Below are 25,401 nucleotides of genomic sequence, written 5' to 3' on the forward strand. Positions count from 1 at the left end.
AGGGCCGACAGAGTCCGGCAGACGAGGCCGACAGGAGCGGCACAGCGGGAACGCGCCGGACTCAGCCGAGCTGCTTCGGCACGACCTCGACGGTCGCCGGGTTGAAGGTCTTGGAGCCGCGCGGGTGGGGGTGGATCTTGACGGTCACGAAGAAGTCGATCACGCGGCGCTTGATCATGAGGTCGGCGTCGTCGAAGGCCGTCACGGGGTCTTCCGCGTCCAGGACGCCCCCGAGGTCGGTCGTGGCCGTCAGAGCACGCCTCTCGGTCTCCAGGGACGCGATGGCCGTGTTCTCGCGCTCCCTGACCCGCTTGAGGTCGTAGCCCTCGATGATCTCGTTGTCGTAGTCCGCGGTCGCTCGTTTGATCTTCGCCTGCCGGGTGGCGATGTCGGCGGCGATCGCCTTCAGGCGCGGCTCGTCGCCGGTCGGGATCGTGTCGGCGAGGTCCGGGCGGGAGAGCCGCTCCCGGATGAGACGGAGCACCCAGTCGTCGACGTGTCGGCGGGTGCGGTTGATGCCGCAGTCCTCGCACCGGTAGCGCTCGCCGTTGGTCCGGACCCGCTGCTCGCAGTGCCCGCAGCGGTAGAGCCCCGAACCGAGGTGCTTGCGGGTCGTGCTGCCGGTTCGGTTGGTGACGCGGGACGGCTCGTTGAGGCGCTCCTGGACCCGCCACCAGGTGAGCTCGTCGACGATCGGCTCCCACTGCCCCCTGACCGGCTCCCCGTCGTCGTCCTTGACGATCTGGGCGTACCAGGTCTGGCGCTTGTTCTTGGTCCGGTCGAGTCGGTTGGTGTAGACGCTGTAGCCGGCATAGCGGGGATTGCGGAGGATGCTGACGATCGTCGAGGTGCTCCACTTGCCGTCGTCGGGCACCGGCTTGGGCGGGAGCCCCTCGGCCACCCGCCGAGCGTTGCGCTCGATCATCACCGTGCGGGTGTGGCGCGGCAGCCGCGGAACGCTCTTCGGGACCTGGGGCCCCTCCTTGCCGGACAGGGCCGCGGCGAGCCCTGCGATCGTCGTGCCGTCTGCGACGGCGAAGAGCCGGAAGACCTCCCTGATGGCGGCGGCCTCGTGCTCCACCACGTCGCCGTTCGTCGCGTAGCCGACCGGCCGCTGCCCCTTGGGAGGACGGCCCTGCCGGGCGCGCTGGAGCTGGGCGCGGGACTGGCGCTCGCCCTTGACCTCGATCTCGTTCCGCGCGATGGCCGAGTAGAGGTCCGCGGCCAGCCGGCCCATCGCGTTCGTGCAGTCGATGTCCGGGCCCTTGGCGAACGTCAGGAGGATCTCGCAGCGCTGGGCGGTCTCGATGACCCGGACGCCGTCGGTCCGGTTGCGCTCGAGGCGCGGCCACTCCTGCGCGACGACGACGTCGATGAGGCCCCGCTCGACATCGGCGAGCAGACGCTCGAAGTCCGGTCGGACCTTGTTGCCCTTGCCGTGATGTCGTTGTCCTCGTAGACGTCGACGAGCTTCCAGCCGCGGGCCTTGATGGTGGTTTCGGCGTCCTCACGGTGCCGATCGACGCCGAGACGGTTGTTCTCGCGGTCCTGGGAGACACGGAGGTAGATGGCTGCGCGGAGGGTGTCAGTCACGCAGGGCAGTCTACTTCTTAGATAGTCCTCCGTGACGGAACTCCACCACGTCGCCGTCCTGCATGACGTAGTCCTTGCCCTCCATGCGCACCTTGCCGGCGGCCTTCGCGGCGGCCATCGTGCCCTCGGTGTCGAGGTCGTCGAAGGAGACGATCTCGGCCTTGATGAAGCCCTTCTCGAAGTCGGTGTGGATCACGCCGGCGGCCTTGGGTGCGGTGTCACCGCGATGGATGGTCCAGGCCCGCGACTCCTTGGGCCCCGCGGTCAGATAGGTCTGCAGCCCGAGCGTGTGGAAGCCTGCCCGGGCGAGTGAGCGCAGTCCGGGCTCGGTCTGGCCGATCGAGTCGAGGAGCTCCTGCGCGTCCTCCTCGTCGAGTTCGAGGAGTTCGCTCTCCACCTTCGCGTCGAGGAAGACGGCGTCGGCAGGCGCGATGGAATCGCGGAGTTCCTGCTTCCGCGCGTCGTCGGTCAGCACCGACTCGTCGGCGTTGAAGACGTAGAGGAACGGCTTGGCGGTCATCAGGTGGAGTTCACGAACCGCCGAGAGGTCGAATGAGTCCTTCTGGGAGAACAGCGTTTTGCCCTCGTTCAGGAGCTCCTGCGCTTTCTGCGTGGCGGCGACGGTCTCGGCGAGATCCTTGTTCTTGCGGGCGTCCTTCTCCAGGCGCGGCAAGGCCTTCTCGATGGTCTGTAGATCGGCCAGGATCAGCTCGGTCTCGATGATCCCGATATCCGACACCGGATCGACCCGACCGTCGACGTGCACCACGTCGTCGTCGGAAAAGACCCGGACCACCTGACAGATGGCGTCGGCCTCACGGATGTTCGCGAGGAACTGGTTACCCATCCCCTCGCCCTCGGACGCTCCCTTGACGATGCCGGCGATGTCGACGAAGGAGACGGTCGCGGGCAGGATGCGTTCACTGCTGAAGATCTCGGCCAGCCGGTCGAGGCGCTTGTCCGGCAGCTCGACGACACCGATATTCGGCTCGATGGTCGCGAACGGGTAGTTGGCGGCCAGCACGTCGTTGCGGGTCAACGCATTGAACAGGGTCGACTTACCGACGTTGGGAAGGCCGACGATTCCGAGGGTGAGACTCACGGGCGACCAGTCTATCCGCCGCGGGTCGTCGAGCGGCGGGCGCCGTCGGTGCTGTCGGTGGAAAACGGGTTGCTGTCGGCGAAAAAGCCGTTGCTGTCGGCGAAAAATCGGTTGCTGTCGGCGGGGTCGGGGTCAGGGGCGGGTCAGGATGGGGTGGCGGTGCCGGGATCGGCGGACGGGGCGTCGGGCGGCGGGTCGTCGTCGGGAACGCTCTTGTGGGCCGTCACCGGAGTGCCCTCGGGCGGTAGCGATTCCCCTGCGCGCAGTGCGATCTGCTCGTTCAGGTACCGCAACACCACCGCGATGGCCGCCGCGGCGGGCACGGCCAGGAACGCGCCGGTGATACCGAACAGTGTGCCGCCGAGGGTCACCGCGAGCAGCACGATCACCGCATGCAGATCCATCGACTTCGACTGCAGCCACGGCTGCAACACATTTCCCTCGAGCTGCTGGACGACCAGGATGATCCCCAGCACGATCAGCGCGGTGGTGAGGCCGTTCGACACCAGGGCGATCAGCACCGCGAGGGCGCCGGCGACGAACGCACCGACGATCGGGATGAACCCGCCGAGGAAGGTGATCACCACCAGCACCCCGGCCAGTGGCACCTGCAGGATGAACAGGCCGGCACCGATGAGGGTCGCATCGACAAAACTCACGATCGCCTGGGTCCGGATGAATCCGCCGAGGCTGGTCCACATCCGGGTGAGGACTTCGCCGACGTGCGTCCCGGACGGTTTGCCGACCGTGCGGTCGAGCCACGGGATGAACTTCGGCCCGTCTTTGAGGAAGAAGAAGACGAGGATCAGCGCGGTGAAGAGCGTGACGAGGATCGAGGTGGCGGTGCCCACCCCGCTGAACACGCCGGCCGCAATACTCGACGCGCTCGACTGCAGCTTGTCGGTGACCGTGTTGACGATGTTGTCGAGTTGCTCGTCTTTCACGTTGAGCGGCGGACCCTGAATCCAGTCCTGGAGTTTGTGCACGCCGTCCGTGGCCCGCGACGCCAGCTCAGGGGCCTGACGCACGATGGACGGCACGATCAGACTGATCACCCCGGCCAGCACCCCGACGCCGAGAACCATCATCACCAGCGATGCCGCCGCGGGCGGGACGCCACGCTTGCGCATCCAGCGGACCGGCGGCCAGAGCACCGTGCACACGATGATCGCGAACAGGATCGGCAACAGAACGACCCAGAACTTGCCGAGCAGCCAGAACAGGATCCACAGCGCCGCGACGACCAGCACGATCTGCAGGGCGACGATCGAACTCGCCTTCAGACCGGCGAGGACGACCCGAGCCCTGGTCGGATATCCGCGGTCGTCGGCGCCGGTGGGCGGACTGTCCGAGCTGTCCGGCACGCCCGATTCTTCTGTCACGCAGAGATCGTCACATACCGGCCACCCGTCTGGGCCGATCCGCGGGTGTGTCGGCCGATGCGCGCGTCACACCCTCAGCGTCAGCCCTGCTGGTGTCGCTTGATCCTGCGTTCGACGTAACGGACCAGCTCGTTGACCGCCTCGAGCTGCAAGACGAGCGGCGACAGCGGCTGCACCGTCGGCGACGTCGGACTCGCTTCGGCCACCACCTCGGGCGCGACGTGGTGATCGCGCGACGGGGGCGGCCCGGACGTATCCGCGCCCACCTGCTCCCGCTGCGCCGCGTTCTCCTGCTGCGCCGCGTTCTGGACGGTGTCGGGTCCGTACAGGCCCATCATGATCTCGAGTCCCCACGCCGGGAATTCCGCCAAGGGGAGTTCGTCGTGCCGACCTCGTTGTCGGGCACCGGTGAACGGTGTGTTCATGGGCTCATCGTGCCAGGAAATGTTATCTACGTCACCATTTTCTCCAATTCGACACGCCCGCGACGGCCGTGTCCGATTCCCGCCAGAATCCGTCTGCGATCGGTGTCAGAGTGGTCAGGTGACCACGACGATCCGCCTCCCCGACACCCTCGACTTCGATCGGTGCTATCGCGCCGTGTCGTCGCGGGACGCACGCTTCGACGGCCAGTTCTTTGTCGCCGTGCACACCACGGGGATCTACTGCCGGCCGTCGTGTCCCGCCTTGACGCCGCGTGCGCAGAACGTGCATTTCGTGCTGACCGCTGCGGCCGCACAACAGGAGGGGTATCGGGCCTGCCGTCGATGCGCGCCCGACGCGGTCCCCGGTTCCCCGCGCTGGAACGCGGGAGCGGATCTGTCGTCGCGTGCCATGCGCCTGATCGCCGACGGTGTGGTGGAACGAGACGGCGTCGACGGCCTCGCCGCCCGCCTCGGCTACACGCCGCGGCATCTGAACCGGGTGCTGACGACCGAACTCGGCGTCGGTCCACTCGCGCTGGCCCGCGCACATCGCGCCGCCACGGCGCGGGTCCTCATCCAGTGCACGCCGATGCCCATGGCAGATGTCGCCTTCGCGGCCGGTTTCACCAGTGTGCGGCAGTTCAACGACACCATCCGGGAGGTCTTCGCCCTGACACCGAGTCGCCTGCGCAAGCTGCCGTCACCGACCGGGCGGTCGGGGCAGGGGGCCGTCGGAGAGGTGACGCTGCGACTTGCGCACCGGACGCCGCTGGACACCCGCTGGCTGCACTGGTTCCTTTCCGCGCATGCGATTCCGGGCGGCGAACTGGTGGACACCACCGCCGACGGCTCCTGGCGTTATCGCCGCACGATGCGACTCCCGCACGGCCCGGCCCTGGCCACCATCCAACCGGCGCCCGCACATATGACCGCGACCATCACCCATCTCGACATGCGCGATCTCGGCGTCGCGGTCAACCGCCTCCGACGGTTGCTCGATCTGGACGCCGACCCGGTCAGCACCGACATCGCACTGCGGGCCGACCCATCGTTGGCGCCGCTCGTCGACGCCGCGCCGGGCCTGCGGGTCCCGGGGTCCGTGGACCCGACCGAGACCCTGATCCGGACGATGATCGGGCAACAGATCAGCGTGAAGGCCGCCCGGCATCACACCGCACGCCTGGTCGACATGCTCGGGCAGCCGGTCTCGTGGCAACCCGATCCGGACGCGGAACCATCGCCGGCCGCCGGTTGGACCTTGTTTCCGGACGCGGCGACGATTGCCGAACAGGGGCACCGCGTGCTGACCGGGCCCCGGCGCCGCATCGATGCAATCCTCGCCGTCGCGGTGGCCCTCGCCGAGGGCCACCTGGAACTGCATGCCGGGCGCACGACCGCCGAACTGCGCGCCGACTTGATCGAACTGCCGGGCATCGGGGCCTGGACCGCCGACTACGTGGCGATGCGGGTGACCGGCGAGCCGGACGTCCTGCTCGATCGCGACCTCGTCGTCGCGCGGGCCGCCACGGAACTGGGCATCGACCTCGCCGACGGCGCGCCGGCGTGGTCGCCGTGGCGCTCGTACGCATCGATGCATCTGTGGCGTCACCGGTTGTCGGTGACCGAACCGATACTGACGGGACCGATCACGAACGAGCAGACGTCGACGCACCATTCCACGCGGGACCCGTCCTCACGATCGCGAACCACGCGAGTGGCGCAGACGCGATCGACCCCACCCACTCGTCGGCAGCAACTCGACGAGCCTGCAGAAGGAGCACGATGACATCCACGATCGCGAACACGGTCTCGAACCCCGCGGCGACCGCCACCGCGGCCATCGCCACGGCCCGCTGGACGTCTGTCCCCACCCCCGACGGCACGTTCACCGTCGTCGCCGACGATGCCGATCGGGTCCTGGCCTCGGGCTGGACCGACGATCCCGAATACCTCGCCGCGCTGGTCCACCGGTCCATCCGCCCCGACCAGTTGCGACGCGACGGACTCGACGGTCTGCGCGACCGCATCGACGCGTACTACGCGGGCACCTTCGACGCTCTCGACGCCGTCGAGGTCGTCCAGCATTCGGGTCCGTTCCTCGAGCACGCGTGGTCGGTGCTGCGAACGGTGACACCCGGCGCTCCGGTGACCTATGCGGAGTTCGCCGAGCTCGCCGGCAACCCGACCGCCATCCGGGGCGCGGCGGCGGCATGTTCACGCAACGCGGCAGCGTTGTTCGTCCCCTGCCACCGGGTGTTGCGCAGCGACGGTTCGCTCGGTGGATTCCGGTACGGCCTCGAGGTGAAGCGGTCGCTGCTCGACCGTGAGGATCCCGCGGCCGCGTAGCGGTCGGGTCTGCCGGCGATCGCGGGTGCCGGTCCACTGTCGGACCCGTCGAGCACCATGACGCTCATGAACACCTCAGTGATCGTCGCCCTGATCGCCGGTTTGATCCTCGGCGGACTGGTCGGGTGGCTCGCGCACGCGTCGCGCGCCGCCGCCGGCTTGGCCGCGGCCCGCGCCGAACTGCACTCCGTGCGGGCCGCGCACGATCTCGCAGCACGCTCACTCTCGTCGGCGAGCGAGGATGCGGCGCGGCGCCAATCCTCGGCCATCGGCTCCCAGGTCTCACACATCGTCGACCCGCTCCGGGCCGTGCTCGGCCAGCTCTCCGAAGAGTTGCGCCGAACCGAACACCACCGGATCAGCGCATACTCGGGGCTCACCGAGCAGGTGCGGGGCATGCACGCCGTGTCGACGCAACTGACCGACCAGACCCGGCAGCTGGCCAACGCACTGCACACACCGCAGGTCCGCGGTCGTTGGGGCGAACTGCAACTCGAACGGGTCGTCGAGCTGGCCGGGATGACCCGGCACTGCGACTTCTCGACGCAGGTGTCCGCGGACGGGACGTCGGGAGCGGTTCGGCCGGACATGGTCGTCCACCTCGCGGGTGACCGGAACATCGTGGTGGACGCCAAGGTGCCGCTGCAGTCGTATCTTGCCGCGATCGAGGAACCCGACCCCGCGACTGCCGACCGACTGCTCGGTGACCATGCCCGCGCCGTCCGCGCCCACATCACGCAGCTGTCGTCGAAAGCGTATTGGTCTGCCTTCGACAACACCCCGGAGATGGTGGTGCTGTTCGTTCCGAGTGATCCAGTACTCGAGGCCGCGGTCCGAGCCGACGGAGATCTCATCGAATTCGGTTTCACCAAGAACGTGGTCCTGACCACGCCGTCCACACTCATCGCTCTGCTGCGCACCGTCGCACTCGGCTGGCGGCACGACGCGATGGCGCGCGATGCCGCTGTCATCCATCAACTCGGGACCGAACTGCACCACCGCCTCGGCGGCGTGCTCGGCCACCTCGACCGGCTGGGCGGATCGTTGCGCCGCGCCGTCGAATCCTTCAACTCGACAGTCGGTGCGGTGGATGCTCGCGTAGGCGTCACAGCTCGCAAACTGGCCGAATTGGACGCCCTCCAGGGTGAACCGCAGCACACTTCCGCCTCCCCCATCGACATCACCGTCCGCACTGCGGGAGGCATCCGGACCAGCGACAACACCTCCGACACGGGCCAATGGGCAACATCACCCGGCGGTTAACAGTTTTCCGGGGGTTAACCGGTACCGTCTAGATGTGTCTTCTGCCCCGCAACAGCGATCCGCAGTACCGCTGGATCAGCAATCCGTGCTGCCGACGGTCCGCGGCCTCCCCTGGTGGGGCGGCGTGCTGGTGGCCACCGTCATCACGGGTATCGGAGCGGCGATCGATGCGAACAACACCGACGCCCTCGGCGGCATCTTCAAGTTCTGCTATCTGGTCGGCTGTGTCACTGCGGCGCTCGCCGTGCGACGCCGCGCGTTGTTCACCGCCGCGGCCCAGCCGCCCCTCATCGCATTCCTCGTCGGTGTCATCACGCTCTACGGCCTCAACTCCGATCAGGCCTCGTCCGGCCTGAAGAGCCTCATCTTCAAGGTTCTGCTCCCGATCGCCAACGCCTTCCCCTGGATGCTGCTGACGTTCTTGGTGACCCTCGGTCTCGTGGTCGCGCGGTGGTACCTCACCCGCGACCGCTCCACCGGCATCGGTTTTCGGCGATCAAAGGGATCGTCGCCGAAGCCGAGCGCGGCCAAGAGCGCCGAGCGCGGCCCACGCACCACCACCAAGCGCGCCGCTCGCCCGGCCCCGACCAAGGCGACAAAGGCTCGGCCAGCCGAATCCGGTGACCCGCGAAAGCCGGCGTCCGCCGCGCAGAAGTCGCGCCGACCGCGACCGGCCACCGACGGCTCGGTCGACAGTGCTGGTGTCGCCAAGGGTCAGAAGGTCGTCGATGCACCGACGACCCGCGCGGCCGCGCCCACCAAGCGCTCCGAGAGCGTCAAGCGGGTGCCTGCCGACCGGCCGCAGGCAACCAAACGTCGCTCGACGGCGGGCGCAGTGCAACGCGCCGAGGCCGGTGAGCTCATCGGCTCCGGCGAGGCGTCGATCGGCGAGACCATCGCACCGCCTGCCACCGAGGCCCGGCCGACCGCCGGTGCCGCGGCCCGTCGGCGATCACCATCGTCAGCGGCCGATCACGCACGCTACGAATCGGCGACACCGCAGCCGTCGGCCTCGCGATATCCGTCGACCCGCGCGCGCAACCGAGGCTGACCGCAGCCACCTCACACCTGGGCGACTCTCTCGAACCAGTCGCCCAGTCGACGTGCCGCGTCGTCGACTAGTGATGGCCAATCCATCGCACCTTCGTCGGCGCCGTCGCTGACCACCTTCACCATTCGGCAGGGCACCCCGAACTCCGCGCTCACATGAGCGATCGCGCAACCCTCCATGTCCACCAGATCCGCTCGCGCGGCCAGCGTCGCGCGCCGCACCGGGTCGGCGACAAAGGTGTCCCCAGACGCCAGCACGGTGCCGTCCCCGTCGGGCATCTCCCACCGGTCGACGACCGGATATCCCATCGACCGCAGCTCGGTGCTGCTGATGTCGTGCTCGATGACAGTCGACGGCTGGAAGAGGCCCGAATGGTGGTCGTGGAGCGCGCCGGCGGTTCCCACGTTGACGATCTGACGGACCGGCGAAACGTCGCCGACTCCGGCCAGCACCCGGGTGAGGGCCGTTGCGGCGCGGACCTTGCCGATGCCGGTGATCAGTAGGCGGGTACCCGTCGGCACGTAGCGCGCCTCGGCACGGGTGGCGGCGACGACGAGCGTCGCAGGATCGATTGTCACTCAGTGAAACTATCGTCACCGCCCGGCGAGCGCGACGCAGGCCCGGGCCGCGCTTCCCAGCGCCGTCCCGTACGAGGGACCGTGGCCGGCGGCGTGCACTGCGAGCGGGTGCAGCTGGTGGAGGGCGACGCGATCCTCCCACCCGGGACGCAAAGGATGCTCCGCGTGGTAGCCCGCGACAATCTCCGTGAGCAGCGGACACCCGAACAGTGCGAGCATCGCCAGGTCCGTTTCGCGGTGTCCGCCGTGCGCGGCCGGGTCGATGAGCACCACTCCCCGCTCGGTCCACAGCACGTTTCCGGTCCACAGGTCGCCGTGTAGCCGTGCGGGTGGGTCGTCGTCGAAGGCACCGCCCGCGACGAGAGCGCATGCCTCGCGGGTCGCCTCCGCGTCCTCGGGCTCGAGATACCCCGCGTCGATCGCAGGCGGGAGATACGGCAGCACCCTCTCTTCGGCGTAGAACTCGCCCCAGCGCTCGTGCGTGCGAGTACTCAGTGGACGCTCGCCGATGAACTGTCTGCCGTCATAGCCGTCGGGCGGGCTGCCGAACTCGGCGGCACCTGCATCGTGCATCCGGGCCAGCGCCCCGCCGAAGTCCCGCGCGTGCGAGGCAGTGGGACGCGTCGACGTCAGGTGCGCCAACTCGATGAAATCGTCCCCGACGTCGACCACCTCGACCACCGGGCCGCCGCCGTCGCGCAGCCAGCGAAGTCCCGCGGCCTCGGCACGAAAGAAGTCCGGATCGACGTCACGGCGATCCTTGCGGAAACCACGGGTCATGTGGACGATACGTCGGTGCCGTTCTGCGCGGCTGCCTTGCGTTCCAGCGACCGGGCGCTGACCCGCGCCAGGTGATCGAACTGGTCGTTGGCCACCCGCATCAGGATCTCGTAGGGCAGTGCGAACTTCCGCGCCCACCAATACCCGAAGCGGATGTCGAACGAGGTGTAGACGAGGAAGTGGTTCTTCCGAATCCCTTTGAGGATTGCCGCGGCAGCCGTTTCGGGCGTCACGGCGACCTTGTGGAAACGCGCGATCTGCGACTTGATCCGCGGATCGTCGCGGTTGATGCCGGCGATCTCCACACTGTCGACCAGCGGTGTGTCGACCCCGCCGGGGCACACCAGCGACACTCCGATGCCGTGGCGCCGCAGATCGAATCGGAGGACTTCCGACACACCGCGCAGCCCGAATTTGCTCGCGCTGTAGGCCGCGTGCCACGGCAGCGCCAACAACCCCGCTGCCGACGACACATTCACCAGATGACCGCCCTTGCCACGTCGGATCATCTGCGGCACAAAGCATTCGATGACGTGGATGGGGCCCATCAGATTCACGTCCACCATGGTGCGCCAGTGCCGGTGTTCGAGGTTCTCGACGGTCCCCCACGCCGACACACCAGCGATGTTCATGACGACATCGGCCACGCCGACCTCGGCATCCACCTGATTGGCGAACGAGCGGACCCAGTCGTAATCCGAGATGTCCCCGGCCTGGTGGTAGACAACCGTGCCGCCCGCGTCGTTGATCTCCCGCACCACCGCGTCGAGCGGATCGGCATGCAGGTCCGTCAACACCAGCCGGGCACCATTCCTGGCCGAGGCGATCGCCGTTGCCCGGCCGATCCCGCTCGCGGCACCGGTGATCAGCACGATGCGGTCACGCAGCGTGGGCACCGGTGTCGACATGACGATCAGATCCTTGAGCCCCATGACACCACCCTAGGCGCTGCATCCCGCACCGACGACGGCCTTGGCCGAGCCGAGCACCGTCATCCGATGGGCAACTTGCCGCCGAACAACCCGTAGACCACCGTCAACATCGCCTTGAGCACCTGCGCCGAGACGTCCTGCCCCTGACCGAGGAGCAACTGGGTGATCGCCTTCGGGTCGTCGGTGCCCAGCAGTTGCTGGACGAACGGGATGACCGTGGCGAGACCGCTGTCGTCGCTGTCGGGAGTCGACGGTGTCGTCGAGTTGGGCGCCGCGTTCGGCGTCGTCGACTTGGGTGCCGCAGAGTTGGGCGCGGCAGAGTTGGGCGCGGCAGAGTTGGGCGCCGCCGACTTGGGGGCCGCCGGTGCCGGAGCAGGCGCGGCCGCCGGACCGCGGACATAGTCGAGGATGCCGTCGGTGACCGCCATCGCGTACTTGAGCTGGCCGTCCTTACCCGAAAGTGACGCCGCCTCAGTCGGATTCGACAAGTTGCCCATCTCGATGAACACCGCGGGAACCTTCGTCAGGTTCACCGCCGCGATGTCCGACCGGGTCTGCAGACCCTTGGTGACACCTGCGTAGTTGGCCTCGGGGAAACCTGCTTTCACGAACGCATCCCGCATGGCCGACGAGGCCTTGCGGCCCTCACCACCCTGGACGCGGTTCACCGTGCCGTCCGGGACCGGTAGCTGCGGCACGATCATGTGGAAGCCCTTCTTGGACGCATCCGACCCGGCGGAGGTCGAATCCGCATGCAGGCTCACCGCGACCGCGGCACCGGAACGGCCGGCGGCGGCGGCCCGTTGATCCACGCAGCCACCCCATCCGGTGTCGTCGGGCCTGCTGAGCACGACCCGAGCACCCTGACTCTCCAGGCCCGCCTTCACCAACTGGGTGATCTGCCAGTTGACGGTGTGTTCCGGGGTGCCGTTCACGCCCGTCGCACCCGACGTCTGGCAGTCCTTCTTGCCCCCGCGCCCGTCGGGTACCTGCGCGTTGAGGTTGTGCCCGGCCGAGCCGCCCTGGTGTCCGGGATCGAGGAAGATCGTCTTGCCCGCCAGGACGGTGCCGGTCGGTTGCGGCGCCGCGACAGCGTCGGGGGCCGCGATGGTCGTCATCGTGCCGGCCGTCAGGGTGAGCGCGGATATCGCCGCCACGACGATCCGCCGCCGTCGGCCGATCATCCGTTCCCCGGAACGCCGGGTCATCACAGTCTGGGTCATCACACACCGGGCGCCATCCGACCTGCAGCCGGACCGGCGCCACACTCCCTTCCAAGATGCAACACTGGCCACTTTAGTCACATTGGTAACAGTGAAACAGGCTGCCAGACGAAACGAAAATTCGCGACCTGCGGTGATGCAAACCGTTAGGGAGCTGTGACATAGCGCCGGGGCACGCCGGGCCTCATACCGACGAGAGATATCGGGTGATGCTGAGGATGCCGTGCTCGTCGGGGCTACCGCCGCCGACGGTCGCCTGGAGCCCACCACGCACCTCGGACGGGTCGAGACCTGCGCCGATCACCACCAGGCGCGAGATCCTCGGTTCTCCCGACCACGGCAGCCGATGCACCCGGACGAACCCGCCGACGGCATGCACCACGAACTTCTGACGATGTCCCGGCACGTCGAAGGCGGTGACGCCCTTGATCCGGTAGCAGCCGGCCGGCGGACGCTCGAGAAATGCGGCCAGTCGCCTCGGATCGAGCGGGGCCTCGCTGATGAACTCGACGGACTGGTACCCGTCGTGGAGGTGGGCGTGGCCGGAGTGGTCGTCGCCGTCATGACCGTGGTCGCCGCCACCGAGATCCTCGTCATCGGCTTCCGCGAGGAGCGCGTCGAGGGTCAGTTGGCCACCCGATGCGGTCGGTGCATCCCGCCGACCGGCAACGTCGAACAACAGCTCGGGATCGACCACGGCATCGGCGGTGACCACCGTCGGCGCGGTGTCGTTGACCGCGCCGACCGTGTCGCGCACAACGGCCAACTCGGGGTCGTCGACGAGATCGGCCTTGTTGATGACCACCAGGTCGGCGATCTCGATGTGCCGGTCAACCTCCGGGTGGCGCCGACGCAGGTCGGTCAGCGCAGCCGCGTCGACCACATAGGCCAGGCCGCCGTACCGCAACCTCGCATCGGCGAGGCCGGTGATCATCCGGATCAGGGCGCGGGGCTCGGCGATCCCACTCGCCTCGATCACGATCACGTCGATCCCCGCGGCCGGCCGCAACAGAGCGGTCAGCGCGCTCTCGACCCCGTCGGCGTCGACGCTGCAGCAGACACAGCCGTTCGACAGACTGACCGTCCCGTCGGCCTGACCGGCGATCAGCATCGCGTCGATGTTGATCGACCCGAAGTCGTTGACCAGCACGCCGATCCTGGTTCCCGACGCACGCCGCAGCAGGTGATTCAGCAGGGTCGTCTTGCCGGATCCCAGGTACCCGGCGACCAGGACGACCGGTACCGATTCGCGGGTCACCGTGCCGCCGCCTCCAGCGACTCGCTGCTTGCACCGGCCTCGCAGCCCGGACAGATCACCGCAAGCTCGCGACCGAGCGCGTCGGGGAAGTTCGCCACACCGCTGGTCTGCTCCCCGCAGCGCGCACAGGTGCCCACCACCGCGGCGTGGTCGGAGAATTCGACCGTCATGCGGTCGTCGAACACATAGAGCGAGCCCTCCCACAGCCCGTCGTCGCCGAACTCCTCGCCGTAGCGCACGATGCCGCCGTCGAGTTGGTAGACCTCCTGAAATCCTCGCGCTCGCATCAGGCTGCTGAGGACCTCACAGCGCACCCCTCCCGTGCAATAGGTGACGACGGGCCGGTCCTTGAGGTGGTCGTAGGCCCCGCTGTCGAGGAGCGGGACGAAATCGCGCGTCGACTGCGCGTCGGTGACCACCGCATCCGAGAAGTGGCCCACCTCGGCCTCGATCCGGTTCCGGCCGTCGAAGAAGACCACGTCCTCACCGCGGTCGGCCACCAGTTCGTTGACCTCGCCGGGGCTCAGCCGGGTGCCGCCACCGACCACACCGTCGTGATCGACCCGGACCTCGTCGGGCACGCCGAATGTGACGATCTCGGGCCGCACTCGGACGCTCAATCGCGGAAAGTCGTCTCCGGTCCCGTCGGACCATTTGATGTCGGCGTGCTTGAACGCCGGATATGAGCGGGTGGCCTTGACGTACCTTTTCACCTGGACGATGTCGCCGCCGACGGTGCTGTTGATGCCGTGGGATGACACGATGATCCTGCCGCGCAGGCCGTGCTGCTCACAGATGGCCTGCTGCCACAATCGGATGGCGTCGGGATCGGCCAGCGGTGTGAACACATAGAACAAGACGATCTTGGGAGTCGACACAGTGCAAGGGTACGGACGACCGCGCCGGCGCTCGTTACATGTCTGCGTCGTCGGGGCGCTGGTGGCGCTCGTCAGCGCGGCGTGCTCGCTCACCTCGGGGACCGACCCGTCTCGGATCGTGCTGCCACCCACCGATGTGCTGTCGACCCAATCCGAGATCGAGACGACGACAACTGCGGCGGCTCCGTCGACCCCCGATACCGCCGTCGCACTGCCGGACTGGACGATCGGCCGCGTGATCGCACTGGCGCCTCGTGTCGACAATTCCCACTACCACCAGGGTTCGGTGCGACCCAATTCCCCGATCGAAGACACGTCTGGCTTCCACTTCACCACTCCCGACCGTCGGGTGAACTGTTCCACCGGAACCAATGGCAGCGCCACGCTGGCATGCCGACTGAACACGGAAACGCGCGGGAACCCGCCGGCCGACACACCGAGCAGTTGTCAGTGGGCCCGCAATCTTGTGACGCTGAGCACCGATGAGGCACAACGCGGCGCGTGCGCCAATCGGTATCCCGTCCTGTACCGAAGCACAATCGTGGACTACGGCCACACCATTTCGATCTCGCGGTTCTCCTGTCTCGTCGAGACGGCCGGGATGTACTGTCTCGAATCCCGTTCGAAGTCCGGATTCGCCATCACCCCAACGGGTTACCTCCCGATTGCGGCCGCCGATCGTGCACCGACAGCGCTGACCGGAATACCCGAGTCGGCTTCCGAATCCGCAACGGCGACCACCCGCGACGATAATCAGGAAACGCCTGTCCCCAGTCCGCCTACGTCATGATCGGACTCCGGTAATCACCCGAGTCGTTATTCGCATACTCCAGGGAATGGTTGGGTTCTCAGGAACTTATTATTTCCGGACGTCTATCATGTATTCGACCAACAAAGAAACATTCGTGGTTGCTCCCGGCTTGCGCACGACGAATGGTTGGTCGAGACAATTCAGGTGAGAACAGATTCTCACCACGAGGGCAGGGAGTTCACTATGGCGAAGAAGGAAATCGTCCAAGTCATTGATGACATCGACGGCAAGGTCCTCGACGAATACGAGACCGTACGCTGGTCATTGGACGGAAAAACCTACGAATTCGACACTTCGTCGAAGCATGCGGCACAGTTCCGTGATTCGTTGGAGAAGTATGTCTCGGTTTCGCGTGTGACGTCACGAGGCGTCAAGCGAGCGACCCCGGTCTCCACGGCCCGCAGCAAGGAACAGACCAAGGCCATTCGCGAATGGGCCAACAAGAACGGCTACGAGGTCAGCGATCGGGGCCGCATCCCGCTGAGCGTGATCGAGGCCTTCGAGGCCGCGCACTGACCAACTGAACACGCTTCGCCATCGCGAACGCCTGTCGCCGGAAGGCCCGGACCCGTGGAGGTCCGGGCCTTCGGCATTTCACTCAACCCGCCAGCAGTGCCGACTCGGCTCGCAGATCGGCCGGGAGATCCTCGTCGGCGGTGCCGAGCCCGAGATGCTCACGCAGCGTCGTGCCGTGGTACTCCTCACGGAACAATCCGCGTCGCTGTAGTTCCGGGACCACATAGTCGACGAAGTCGTTGAACGTGCCCGGCGTCTGGGCGCTCGACACGATGAATCCGTCCGCCTCTCCCCCGGTGAAGGACTCCTCGATCTGATCCGCCACATCGGCGGCCGTTCCAACGAATTGCGGCAACAGAACTCCCTGGGCATATAGCTGGCCGATGTCACGCAACGTGAGACTGTCGCGCCGACTGAGTCGGCGCGCGAGGTCGAAGAGTCCTTGTGTCCCACTCACGGAGATGTCTGCGACGGGCGCGTCGAGGTCGTATTGCGAGAAGTCGTGATCGGTGTGGACCGAAAGCGTGATGAGCCCCGAGATCGGATCGGCGAGCTCGTTGTGAAAGTCCTGCTTCTCCCGTGCAATGGATGCCGTTTCGCCGATGAACGGGATGAACGACGGAAAGATCTTCACGTGATCGGGATTGCGACCATGATCCGATGCCCGCGACTTCACGTCGTCGTAGTACGCCCGACGTCCCTCCGGGGTCGGGTCGATCTCGAAGATCGCCTCCGCCCATCGTGCGGCGAAGTTCTTCCCGGTCTCCGACGACCCGGCCTGGATCAGCACCGGGCGGTGCTGAGGAGATCGGGGCTGATTCAGCGGCCCGCGCGTCCGGTAGTACTCACCGACATGATCGACAGTCCGGATCTTGTCCGGGTCGGCCCACACGCCGGATTCCTTGTCCGCGGATACCGCATCCGGTTCCCAACTCGACCACAGTTCGATCGCGGTTCTCACGAACTCCTCCGCACGCCGATAGCGTTCGTCGTGCTCGACATGCGACTCGAATCCGAAGTTCTGGGCCTCGGCCTGCGACAGCGACGTGACGATGTTCCACGCGATGCGGCCACGGGTCAGGTGATCGAGAGAACCGAACACACGCGCGAGTTCATAGGGGTGGAAGTAGGTGGTGGACTTGGTGACCGCGATGCCGAGCCGGCTCGTGACGGCCGCGATGCTTGCGGCCACCAGCGTCGGGTCGATGGTCGCGGCCGCCTGGGTGCCCCGGCGAAAGGGCTCGGATTGGTCGCCGCCGAATCGCACGGGAGCGGCGAGCAGATCCGCGAAGAACGCGAAATCGAACTTGCCGCGCTCGAGGATCCGCCCGACGCGGTGATAGTGATCGGGGCCGAAATAGTCGGTTTCCGAACCCGGATGCCGCCACGCGGCATGCGAATGGGTGACCGGGGAGGCGATGAGGAATCCGCCGAGGTGCAACTGTCGGGTCATTTTGCGTCCTTCACTGGGTGTGCGATGCGCGACGAGTCAATCCCGATGCGGCGCATTTGCCCACGGTTTGGGTCGTGCTGATCCGATCCGGCCCTGCCGGTCCGCCCCTAGGATGAGCGGATGGCGACCTTCGCACTCGTTCCCGGGGCCGGTGGTAGCGGCTGGTATTGGCATCGCGTCGTCCCGGAACTCGAGCAGCGAGGCCATCGGGCGGTGGCGCTCGACCTCCCGTCCGGGGATCCGGCCGCAGACTTCGCGGCCTACACCGACGCCTGTGTGCAGCAACTCCGCAACGCCGGGATCGATATCGCGGCAGGCGACGGTGACGTCGTGGTGGTGGCGCAGTCCCTCGGTGGATTCACCGCACCGGTGTTGGCCGAGCGAGTGGGCTCCGAACGCATCGTGTTGGTGAACGCGATGATCCCGCTCCCCCACGAGACCCCGGGTCATTGGTTCGGCCACAGCGGCGCCGGGCAGGCACGCAAGGCACTCGCCGCCGCCGACGGCCGTGAACTCGGCGACGACATCGACGAGATGCAGGAGTTCTTTCACGATGTGCCCGACGACGTCGTCGAGGAGGCGATGAGGCAGGGCGAGCCCGAACAGTCCGACGCGATCATGGACTGTGCCACGCCGTTCGACGTCTGGCCCGCACCCGTCACGGTCGTGACCGGCCGCGACGACCGCTTGTTCCCGAGGGACTTCCAGGTGCAGTTCGCCAAGGAGCGCCTCGGCGTCGATGCCGTGGTGGTCCCCGGCGGACACCTGGCAGCGCTGAGTCAGCCGGCGGCGCTGGCCGATGCGCTTCTCTGAGAGGCGGCGACCGACCACAGGACACGTCGCCCGACTCGGGTAGTGCACTACTCTTCCGCTCGGATCGCCGGGCTCGCACAATGATCGGGAGTGTTCGATTCCTCCACCTCGTCTGTCCGGGCCAGGTGCCGCTCAGCGCGTAAAGGTCGCAACATGGAGCGATACCCCATCATCTACATCCGTGGCTACGCCGGTGGCACCGCCGGCATCGACAACCAGGTCGATGATCCGTTCTACGGATTCAACGAAGGCGCCACGCATATCCGGGTCGATGGAAACGGGGACCCGCGCTTCTATCAGTTCGAAGGGCCGATGCTGCGACTGCTGATCGACCACGACTACAAACTGCTGGTGCACGGCGACCAGGAAGCCTACCTACGCACTGCCGAGGACGGTGCCATCGTGGATGACTCGATCTGGGTGTACCGGTTCTACGATCAGGCCGCGACGACATTTGCAGCGCCGCCGCACCGGAGCGTCGCGCAGAGGGTGTACTCCTCGATCCATCAACGCGTCACCTCCGACGGATTCGACATCGAAGACGCTGCCCTCGGCCTCTACGACCTGATCGATCTGGTGCGTCGAAAGACGGGCGCGGACAAGGTGATCCTGGTGGCTCATTCGATGGGCGGACTCGTCGCGCGCTGCATGATGCAGAAGGTCTGCCAAGAACAAAAGCGAACGCCGGCAAGAGAACTCGTCACGAAGTTCTTCACCTACGGAACCCCGCACGGCGGCATCGTGTTCGGCAGCGGCGTGCTGAACTGGCTCGAGGAGACCGTCGGCCCGGCCGGTGCAGACATCTTCGCCCCAGAGAAGATGTACGGATACCTCACCCCGGGCAAGACGTTCGGTGACGAACCGAGGAACGGCGAGTTCGACCCGCAGGACCTCGCCGGCGTGCTGGACACCGACGACGTGTTCTGCCTGATCGGCACCAATCCGAAAGACTACGGTCCGTCCAAGGTGGTGGTCGGCCCCAAGAGCGACGGCCTCGTCCGGATCGAGAACGCCTACGTTCGAAAGGCGAACCGCGCCTTCGTGTATCGGTCTCATTCCGGTCGGTACGGCGAGGTGAACTCGGAGGAGGGTTATCAGAACCTGCGGCGCTTCCTGTTCGGGCGCTGGACGGTCAAGGTCGGTCTGGACGGATTGGCGACCCTTCCTGACGATCGAGGCGGAGACGATCACGTGACGTGGCAGGCCGATCTACGCCTGTCCATTCGTGGGCTTCCCGTGGTGCTGAGCGAGCAGCGGGCCGACCAGTACTGCCCCATTCAGCTCGACGACGAGCTACGTCGACTCGGCGACAGCCCCGACCATCCCGTCCCGCTCCTGAGTACCTTCCTGCTGGATCCCGCATCGGTGGCCGACGTCGCCGGTGCCGAAGTCCGTCACAAAGGGCGAGCTCGTTACAGCCTCGTCCTCCGGGTGAGCAAACTCGCCCAACGCAACAGCATCTTCGATTTCTCCGACCATCTCGAGCAGGTCTTCGATTGGGCCGACTCATTGATCGTCGACGTGGGACCGAACCAGGCGCAGACGGGTATTGAGGCCTTCACGGCATGGAACTCGTCGATCGGCGGAGCGATCGATACTTTTGAACCGATCACCCAAGGGCTGAAAGATGCCGGCCGACAGAACACACCCGTGCCGACTGAGCAGAGTGACGGACGCTGGCGCTTCGGAGTCCCCTTACCCGAGGTGGCACGGAAACTGGAGATCTTCGGCGACGATGCCCGCTTGACGTTCGAGATCACCGACCGCGAAGTCCCGGCCCGGTAGCCTGCACCGCATGGCCATCAAACTGGAGAACGTCGGCATCGCCGTCCGTGACCTCGAAGCGACGATCGCCTTTTTCACCGACCTCGGGCTCACGGTGCTCGGCCGTGACACGGTCAGCGGTGAGTGGACCGACACCGCCGTCGGTCTCGACGGCAACCATGCCAAGATCGCGATGCTGCAGACGCCGGATGGTCAGGGTCGCCTCGAACTCTTCGAGTACATCCACCCCGAGGCCATCGAGACGGCGCCGACGCTTCCCAACGAGATCGGTATGCACCGGGTCGCCTTCTCCGTCGACGACATCGACCACGCCCTCGAGATCGCCGCGCGGCACGGCTGCCGCCCGTTGCGCGGCGTGGCGACTTATCAGGACGTCTACAAGCTCACGTACGTCCGCGGTCCCAGCGGCATCATCGTGATGCTCGCCGAGGAGCTGAAGAAGGGCTGAGGGGCCCGGGAGATCGCCCAGCAACAGTGAAACCCGCTCCGACCGAGGTCAGAGCGGGTTTCATGGGTGGAGCTAAGGGCACTCGAACCCCTGACCCCCACGCTGAAGTGTGAAAGTCATTGTGCGCGGGTATCTTTGGTGTCATCCCGCGTAGTATTGCGACCACAATCATCACGGCCGCGGAGGAGGCGTGGACTCCGGAAGCCGCCGACCCTTGCTGCGGAGTACCACCGTCGCGTCTCCAATCGGGACCAGGGCGAGGGTGAGTACGAGCGCGGCGAGTAGCGCCGGCAAGCAGGACAAGAATGGACGCTCCGGCGGCCGTGTCACGGATGCCCCTGACACACGGCCACGCACGGAAAGCGGGATCCTGGACAGTGGGATTCCGGATACCGAAGCCGGTCGCACCCTGCGGCGCCCAGAAGAATGAGTTGTCCATGACGATGACCGCGATTCCGATCAGTGCGGCGAGGGACCTGCCGATGATCGGCTACACGATGAATTCCTTTGGTGAAGAGTTGGTTTCGGATGGTCGGAAGTGGTCAGGCCGCACGGACGCGGCGAATGTAGCGGGCGTAGCGGGGGCGGCCGAAGATGTGCCAGATGCCGCGGACCGGGGCGGGTAGGCCGGACAGCAGGCGTGCGCGTTCGGACGGGTTCGCGTCCTCGAGGACCACCCCGAAAAGTGTGAGCAGTGTGAGCTTGGGAGTGTGCGCCACCAGGTGCTCGCCCTGCGAGGCCCATTCCGCTTCGCTGAGGTGGTCGGCGGCGAGTGGCAGCAGGGTGGCTTCCTCGTCGTCGAGGTGCTCGGTCAGGACCGCCCGATGGTCGATGAGTGAGGCCACGAGGGCATCGCGTTCGGCGGCCCCGGCGTTGGCCTCCCAGTCCGGCACATCGGCGTCCAGCCTGGTCAACGTGGAGGCCACTCGCTCATGCTGAGCTTCCATCCGTAGGACGATCTCGGTCCCGAGGTCCACCCGGGCCAGCAGCGGCGGCCACAACAGCTCGTCCTCGCCCTCATGGTGATTCTGCAGCCCCAGCCGGTAGAGGCGGAAGTGGTCGGCGACGATGGCAGCGCGAGCGGTGTTGCCCGGCGGGACCGCCGCCACCAGCTCGATCAGCAGCCACGATTCGCGGCGGAGTCCGCGGTGGACCACTTCCATATCATATGTGTCGATACTCATCTGCTGGTTCCCTTCGTCTTTCATCGGTTCGCTGGTTCGATGCGCCTAGACTGAGCCCCAAGTTTTGGAAGGCACTTGGAGACGACTTGGAACACCGGTGCCGGCCGCGCGTACGATCGGCCGGATCATGGGTTTGATCCGGGTATTGGGCTCGTTCACGGCCGAGGACAGCGATGGGCCGGTCCCGCTCGGCGGACCGCGGCAGCGCGGGGTGCTGGCCCTGCTGCTGGCCGCCCGCGGGCAGGTCGTGTCGGTCGATCGCCTGGTCGAGGATCTGTGGCGTGGCGAACCGCCGGGCAGTGCCCGCACTTCATTGCAGGCATATGTGTCCAACCTGCGCCGGTTGCTGGAACCCGGTCGCGCGCCACGCACCCCGGCCCGGATGCTGGTGAGCGCCGCACCCGGCTACGCGCTGCGGTTGCCGCCGGAATCGGTGGACGCATGGCGTTTCGAAGAGTTGCTCGACGAGGCTCGTGCGCTCGCCGATCCCCGCGCCGCCCGCGAACGGCTGGGTGCGGCGTTGGCTCTCTGGCAAGGACCGGCGTTCGCCGAGTTCGCCGACGAGCCCTGGGCCGCAGCAGAGATCGCCCGGCTCGACGAGTTACGGGTGGTCGCCCGCGAACTGCGCGTCGCGGCAGGGCTGCGGCTGGGCGGCCACGCGACGGTGGTTCCCGAGGCGGAGGGCCTCACCCGTGACGAGCCGCTGCGCGAGGAGGGCTGGCGGATGCTCGCCCTTGCGCTGTGGGCCAGCAGTCGCCGAGCGGACTCGCTGGCCGTGCTGCGCCGCGCGAGCGCGACGTTCGCCGGCGAGTTGGGTCTCGATCCGAGCCCGGATCTGCTGGAACTGGAAGCGGCAATCCTCGCCCAGCGCACGGATTTCCTGCGTGCCGCCGTTCCGCTGACCTCCGTGGCAACCCGGCGCGCCGAGGTGCCCGGCGACAGCGCCCCGTCGTTCGATCAACCCACGGCGCAAGCCCGTGCGGAACAGGTCCGAGATATCACAAGAACGCCTGGGGCACGACCGGACTCGACGACATCAGCGCTGCGAACCGTCGAACCGTCAAGCGGCGTACCCGGCGCCGGCGCATTCGTGGGCCGCGATCGCGAACTCGCGGCGATGATGGCCGCGGCGACGGAAGCCGCCGCCTACGGGGTTCGTGTCGCGCTCGTCACCGGGGAGGCCGGACTCGGCAAGTCGACATTGCTGGAGCATCTCGGCGCACGGCTCGAACAGGACGGGTGGCTCGTGGCCGCCGGACGCTGCCCCGAGCTGGACAGCACTCCACCCGCATGGGCGTGGGTCGAGGCCCTGCAGGCCGTGGCGGCGATGTGCCCGCCCGGCGAGCTGTCCGGCGATCTGGCCCCGCTGCTCAGCGATTCCGCGCCGGGCGCCGGTGACGCGACGGCCGGGCGGTTCCGGCTGCGCAGGGCACTGTGGAACTGGCTCACCGCGGCCGCAGGCGCACGTCCCGTCGCGCTGATCCTCGACGATGTGCACTGTGCGGACGGCACGACGTTGGATCTGCTCAGCGGAGGCGTGGGTGTACGGGCCCCGATCCTGATCGTCGCGGCGTATCGCGGGGACGAGAGCGAGCGGCTTACCGACACCCTCGGCTCCCTCGCCCGGTCCGCCCCGCTGCGGCTGGACCTGCCCGGACTGTCCGCAGACGCTGTCGGCGAGCTTGTACGTGCCGACTGCGCGGCCGACGACACGACCGTGGCCGGGATAGCCGAGCGAACCGGCGGCAACCCTTTCTACGTGCGGGAGAGCGCGCGCCTGCTACACGGAGAGGGCGCGCTGGTCGCGCTCTCCGAGGTCCCTGACGGTGTCCGAGATGTGCTGCGGCGTAGGCTCGCCCGGCTCCCCGAGGGCGGCGTCTCCGTCCTGCGGCTGGCGGCCGTGGCCGGACGAGAGAGTTCGGTCGATGTGCTGGTCCAAGCCAGCGACACCGACGAGGACGGCGTGCTCAATGCACTGGACGCAGGCGTCATCGCCGGATTGCTCGACGAGCCGGGGCCCGGGCGCGTCCGGTTCGTGCACACTCTGGTCCGGGACACCCTGGTGACCGATGTCAGCCAGGTACGTACCAGGAGGATGCACGCCCGGATCGCCGCGGCACTCGAGGGGTCGGGCGATATCGTTGCCCTCGCACATCACTACGCGCGCGCGGGGTCACCGAAAGCCGTCGGCTACTGTGTGCGCGCCGGGGAGCTGGCCGAGGCACGCTATGCCTATGACGTGGCGGCCACGCTACTGACCGAGGCCATCACCAATTCCGTAGACCCGGACAATCACATCGACCTGCTCGGCAGGCTGCTACGCGCACAGGTACGGGCCGGATCCTTCGCCGCGGCCAGAGACACACGCCAACAGGCCGTGGAGTACGCCGACTCGATCGGGCGCGAGGACCTGATGGTCGCCGCATTCACCGCCTGGACCGAACCCACCCCCTGGCAAGCCCGCCCATACGGCACGGTCGACCACCCCATTGTCGAACGCCTCGGCCGCCTGCTCGAACGGCCCGACCTCGCCCCCGACCTGCGGGCCCACCTTCTCATCGCCTACGCCCACGAGCTGGTTGGCGAGGACGATCCGACGGTCGTCGCGGCGGGGAGACAAGCCCTCGACCTCGCGGCCGACCCGCGTCTTCGCGCCGCGGCGCTGCTGGTTCTCGCACGCGCGTCCGGCCGAGAGGAGTACTCCCGTGAGCTGGTGACGATCGGCGTCGAACACGACCTGCCCGTCTACCGCGTGACTGGACTGCTGGACCAGGCCGCGAACGCCGCGGCGGCCAACGACCCGACGACCATGCGCCGTGTCACCGAAGAAGCGCTCGGCCTCGCCCGCACCTACCGGATGCCGGAGGCGATCGCCGCCGCCGAGATCGCGCTGGCGACGCTGGTGCTCATCGAGGGCCGATTCGCCGATGCCGAACGTCGCTACGCCGAGGCCACCGAACGCATGGAACGCGCCGGATCGGTGCACGCCGCGGGCTTCCTCTGTCTCGCGCGGGCGGCGGTCTGGATCGGCGCCGGCACGCTCGGCGACCACCTGGAGGACGTTCGGGCCTTCCACGCGGCACTCGGCCCCATGGTCGCCGACCTGCTCACGCTCGCCCTCCATGCCGCAGGCCGCGGCGACGAGGTCGGCCGCTTCCACGCAGCACCGGCACCCATCCGGTCCGACTTCTTCTTCACCTTTCTTACCAGCCTGCGTGCCCTGGCGATCATCGCCGCGAACGACCGCGACGCCGCCGAACAGGTCTACGCGGACCTGCTCCCACACCGAGACGGACCCCCGGCCGGCGCGGAGAGCGTGTCACTGGCCCTGCGCCCGGTCGCCCACACGCTAGGCGAACTCGCCGTCTACCTCGGTGACCACGACGAGGCCGTCGCCCACTTCACTCGCGCCGCCGCCATCGCCGATCGGTGGCATGCCCCACACTGGTCCGCCGACGCCCGAACACACGCCGAACATGCTCTCGGCAACCATGTTTCGAGCCCCCCTCAACGCTGAATCGCGTTCGGCGCGAGTGCCCTGTGCACCGGTTCCAGCGTTCCAAGTCAGCTCCAAGCGCCT

The 25,401-nt window shown here is 67.4% G+C and carries 23 protein-coding genes; 10 read left to right on the top strand and 13 right to left on the bottom strand.

Annotated features, from left to right (window positions below; genetic code table 11):
• Nucleotides 1–61: 61 nt before the first annotated feature.
• From ACLQ3I_RS02815 to ACLQ3I_RS02830, 4 genes are all read right to left on the bottom strand, one after another.
• Nucleotides 62–1,477, bottom strand: coding sequence for a recombinase family protein (locus tag ACLQ3I_RS02815; protein ID WP_425800702.1), 1,416 nt, complete (start codon nucleotides 1,475–1,477; stop codon nucleotides 62–64).
• Between the two features lie 126 nt (nucleotides 1,478–1,603).
• Nucleotides 1,604–2,695: a redox-regulated ATPase YchF gene (gene ychF, locus ACLQ3I_RS02820; RefSeq protein ID WP_425800048.1), complete on the bottom strand. Its 1,092-nt coding sequence runs from the start codon at nucleotides 2,693–2,695 to the stop codon at nucleotides 1,604–1,606.
• Between the two features lie 143 nt (nucleotides 2,696–2,838).
• Nucleotides 2,839–4,059 (bottom strand): AI-2E family transporter, encoded by a 1,221-nt coding sequence (locus tag ACLQ3I_RS02825; protein WP_425800704.1) that lies wholly within the window; start codon nucleotides 4,057–4,059, stop codon nucleotides 2,839–2,841.
• A gap of 98 nt (nucleotides 4,060–4,157) precedes the next feature.
• The gene (locus tag ACLQ3I_RS02830) at nucleotides 4,158–4,502 is read right to left on the bottom strand and encodes a hypothetical protein (RefSeq protein ID WP_425800049.1); all 345 of its coding nucleotides are present in this window, start codon (nucleotides 4,500–4,502) and stop codon (nucleotides 4,158–4,160) included.
• Nucleotides 4,503–4,620: 118 nt separating this feature from the next.
• Between ACLQ3I_RS02830 and ACLQ3I_RS02835 the strand changes: the two genes are divergently transcribed.
• Genes ACLQ3I_RS02835 through ACLQ3I_RS02850 form a run of 4 tightly spaced genes read left to right on the top strand, consistent with a single transcriptional unit; the run spans nucleotide 4,621 to nucleotide 9,162 of the window.
• Nucleotides 4,621–6,288 (top strand): DNA-3-methyladenine glycosylase 2 family protein, encoded by a 1,668-nt coding sequence (locus ACLQ3I_RS02835; RefSeq protein WP_425800050.1) that lies wholly within the window; start codon nucleotides 4,621–4,623, stop codon nucleotides 6,286–6,288.
• A complete protein-coding gene (locus tag ACLQ3I_RS02840; RefSeq protein WP_425791213.1) occupies nucleotides 6,285–6,848 on the top strand; it encodes a methylated-DNA--[protein]-cysteine S-methyltransferase in 564 nt (187 codons plus the stop codon). Before ACLQ3I_RS02835 ends, ACLQ3I_RS02840 begins: the two co-directional genes overlap by 4 nt.
• Before the next feature lie 57 nt (nucleotides 6,849–6,905).
• A complete protein-coding gene (locus ACLQ3I_RS02845) occupies nucleotides 6,906–8,111 on the top strand; it encodes a DNA recombination protein RmuC (RefSeq protein ID WP_425800051.1) in 1,206 nt (401 codons plus the stop codon).
• 34 nt (nucleotides 8,112–8,145) lie between these two features.
• Nucleotides 8,146–9,162: a DUF6542 domain-containing protein gene (locus ACLQ3I_RS02850; RefSeq protein ID WP_425800052.1), complete on the top strand. Its 1,017-nt coding sequence runs from the start codon at nucleotides 8,146–8,148 to the stop codon at nucleotides 9,160–9,162.
• Between the two features lie 11 nt (nucleotides 9,163–9,173).
• Here the strand turns inward: ACLQ3I_RS02850 and ACLQ3I_RS02855 are convergent, their stop codons facing one another.
• The 6 genes from ACLQ3I_RS02855 to ACLQ3I_RS02880 form a co-directional block, all read right to left on the bottom strand.
• The gene (locus ACLQ3I_RS02855; RefSeq protein ID WP_425800053.1) at nucleotides 9,174–9,740 is read right to left on the bottom strand and encodes a nucleosidase; all 567 of its coding nucleotides are present in this window, start codon (nucleotides 9,738–9,740) and stop codon (nucleotides 9,174–9,176) included.
• A gap of 15 nt (nucleotides 9,741–9,755) precedes the next feature.
• Nucleotides 9,756–10,520: a fructosamine kinase family protein gene (locus tag ACLQ3I_RS02860; RefSeq protein ID WP_425800054.1), complete on the bottom strand. Its 765-nt coding sequence runs from the start codon at nucleotides 10,518–10,520 to the stop codon at nucleotides 9,756–9,758.
• Complete coding sequence (locus tag ACLQ3I_RS02865) at nucleotides 10,517–11,452, bottom strand: SDR family oxidoreductase (protein ID WP_425800055.1); 936 nt, start codon at nucleotides 11,450–11,452, stop codon at nucleotides 10,517–10,519. Before ACLQ3I_RS02865 ends, ACLQ3I_RS02860 begins: the two co-directional genes overlap by 4 nt.
• A gap of 59 nt (nucleotides 11,453–11,511) precedes the next feature.
• Complete coding sequence (locus ACLQ3I_RS02870; protein WP_425800056.1) at nucleotides 11,512–12,675, bottom strand: N-acetylmuramoyl-L-alanine amidase; 1,164 nt, start codon at nucleotides 12,673–12,675, stop codon at nucleotides 11,512–11,514.
• Nucleotides 12,676–12,859: 184 nt separating this feature from the next.
• Nucleotides 12,860–13,933, bottom strand: coding sequence for a CobW family GTP-binding protein (locus ACLQ3I_RS02875; protein ID WP_425800057.1), 1,074 nt, complete (start codon nucleotides 13,931–13,933; stop codon nucleotides 12,860–12,862).
• Entirely contained in the window at nucleotides 13,930–14,811 is an 882-nt protein-coding gene (locus ACLQ3I_RS02880) for a rhodanese-related sulfurtransferase (RefSeq protein ID WP_425800058.1), read from the bottom strand. The genes ACLQ3I_RS02875 and ACLQ3I_RS02880 overlap by 4 nt, the downstream gene beginning before the upstream one ends.
• 61 nt (nucleotides 14,812–14,872) lie before the next feature.
• Here ACLQ3I_RS02880 and ACLQ3I_RS02885 point away from each other — a divergent pair, with 61 nt between their 5' ends.
• Complete coding sequence (locus ACLQ3I_RS02885) at nucleotides 14,873–15,601, top strand: hypothetical protein (RefSeq protein WP_425791195.1); 729 nt, start codon at nucleotides 14,873–14,875, stop codon at nucleotides 15,599–15,601.
• A gap of 204 nt (nucleotides 15,602–15,805) precedes the next feature.
• Entirely contained in the window at nucleotides 15,806–16,138 is a 333-nt protein-coding gene (locus ACLQ3I_RS02890) for a histone-like nucleoid-structuring protein Lsr2 (RefSeq protein WP_425791193.1), read from the top strand.
• A gap of 82 nt (nucleotides 16,139–16,220) precedes the next feature.
• On the opposite strand, the gene ACLQ3I_RS02895 is transcribed toward ACLQ3I_RS02890, so the two are convergent.
• Complete coding sequence (locus tag ACLQ3I_RS02895) at nucleotides 16,221–17,591, bottom strand: LLM class flavin-dependent oxidoreductase (protein ID WP_425800059.1); 1,371 nt, start codon at nucleotides 17,589–17,591, stop codon at nucleotides 16,221–16,223.
• Nucleotides 17,592–17,711: 120 nt separating this feature from the next.
• On the opposite strand from ACLQ3I_RS02895, the gene ACLQ3I_RS02900 reads away from it, so the two are divergent.
• The 3 genes from ACLQ3I_RS02900 (at nucleotide 17,712) to ACLQ3I_RS02910 (ending at nucleotide 20,637) form a co-directional block, all read left to right on the top strand.
• On the top strand, nucleotides 17,712–18,404 hold the full coding sequence (locus ACLQ3I_RS02900) for an alpha/beta fold hydrolase (RefSeq protein ID WP_425791189.1): 693 nt from the start codon (nucleotides 17,712–17,714) through the stop codon (nucleotides 18,402–18,404).
• Between the two features lie 153 nt (nucleotides 18,405–18,557).
• Entirely contained in the window at nucleotides 18,558–20,189 is a 1,632-nt protein-coding gene (locus ACLQ3I_RS02905; protein ID WP_425800060.1) for an esterase/lipase family protein, read from the top strand.
• A gap of 10 nt (nucleotides 20,190–20,199) precedes the next feature.
• Nucleotides 20,200–20,637, top strand: a complete 438-nt coding sequence (locus ACLQ3I_RS02910) for a VOC family protein (RefSeq protein WP_425791185.1) — start codon at nucleotides 20,200–20,202, stop codon at nucleotides 20,635–20,637.
• Here ACLQ3I_RS02910 and ACLQ3I_RS02915 read toward each other — a convergent pair.
• The gene (locus ACLQ3I_RS02915) at nucleotides 20,600–21,124 is read right to left on the bottom strand and encodes a DUF4267 domain-containing protein (protein WP_425800706.1); all 525 of its coding nucleotides are present in this window, start codon (nucleotides 21,122–21,124) and stop codon (nucleotides 20,600–20,602) included. The two genes, ACLQ3I_RS02910 and ACLQ3I_RS02915, sit on opposite strands and share 38 nt — an antisense overlap.
• Before the next feature lie 55 nt (nucleotides 21,125–21,179).
• Complete coding sequence (locus ACLQ3I_RS02920) at nucleotides 21,180–21,821, bottom strand: hemerythrin domain-containing protein (RefSeq protein WP_425800061.1); 642 nt, start codon at nucleotides 21,819–21,821, stop codon at nucleotides 21,180–21,182.
• A gap of 97 nt (nucleotides 21,822–21,918) precedes the next feature.
• Here ACLQ3I_RS02920 and ACLQ3I_RS02925 point away from each other — a divergent pair, with 97 nt between their 5' ends.
• Entirely contained in the window at nucleotides 21,919–25,338 is a 3,420-nt protein-coding gene (locus ACLQ3I_RS02925; protein ID WP_425800062.1) for a BTAD domain-containing putative transcriptional regulator, read from the top strand.
• Nucleotides 25,339–25,401 lie beyond the last annotated feature (63 nt).

It is taken from the genome of Gordonia sp. DT101 (assembly GCF_049844895.1).
Taxonomy (GTDB): Bacteria; Actinomycetota; Actinomycetes; order Mycobacteriales; family Mycobacteriaceae; genus Gordonia.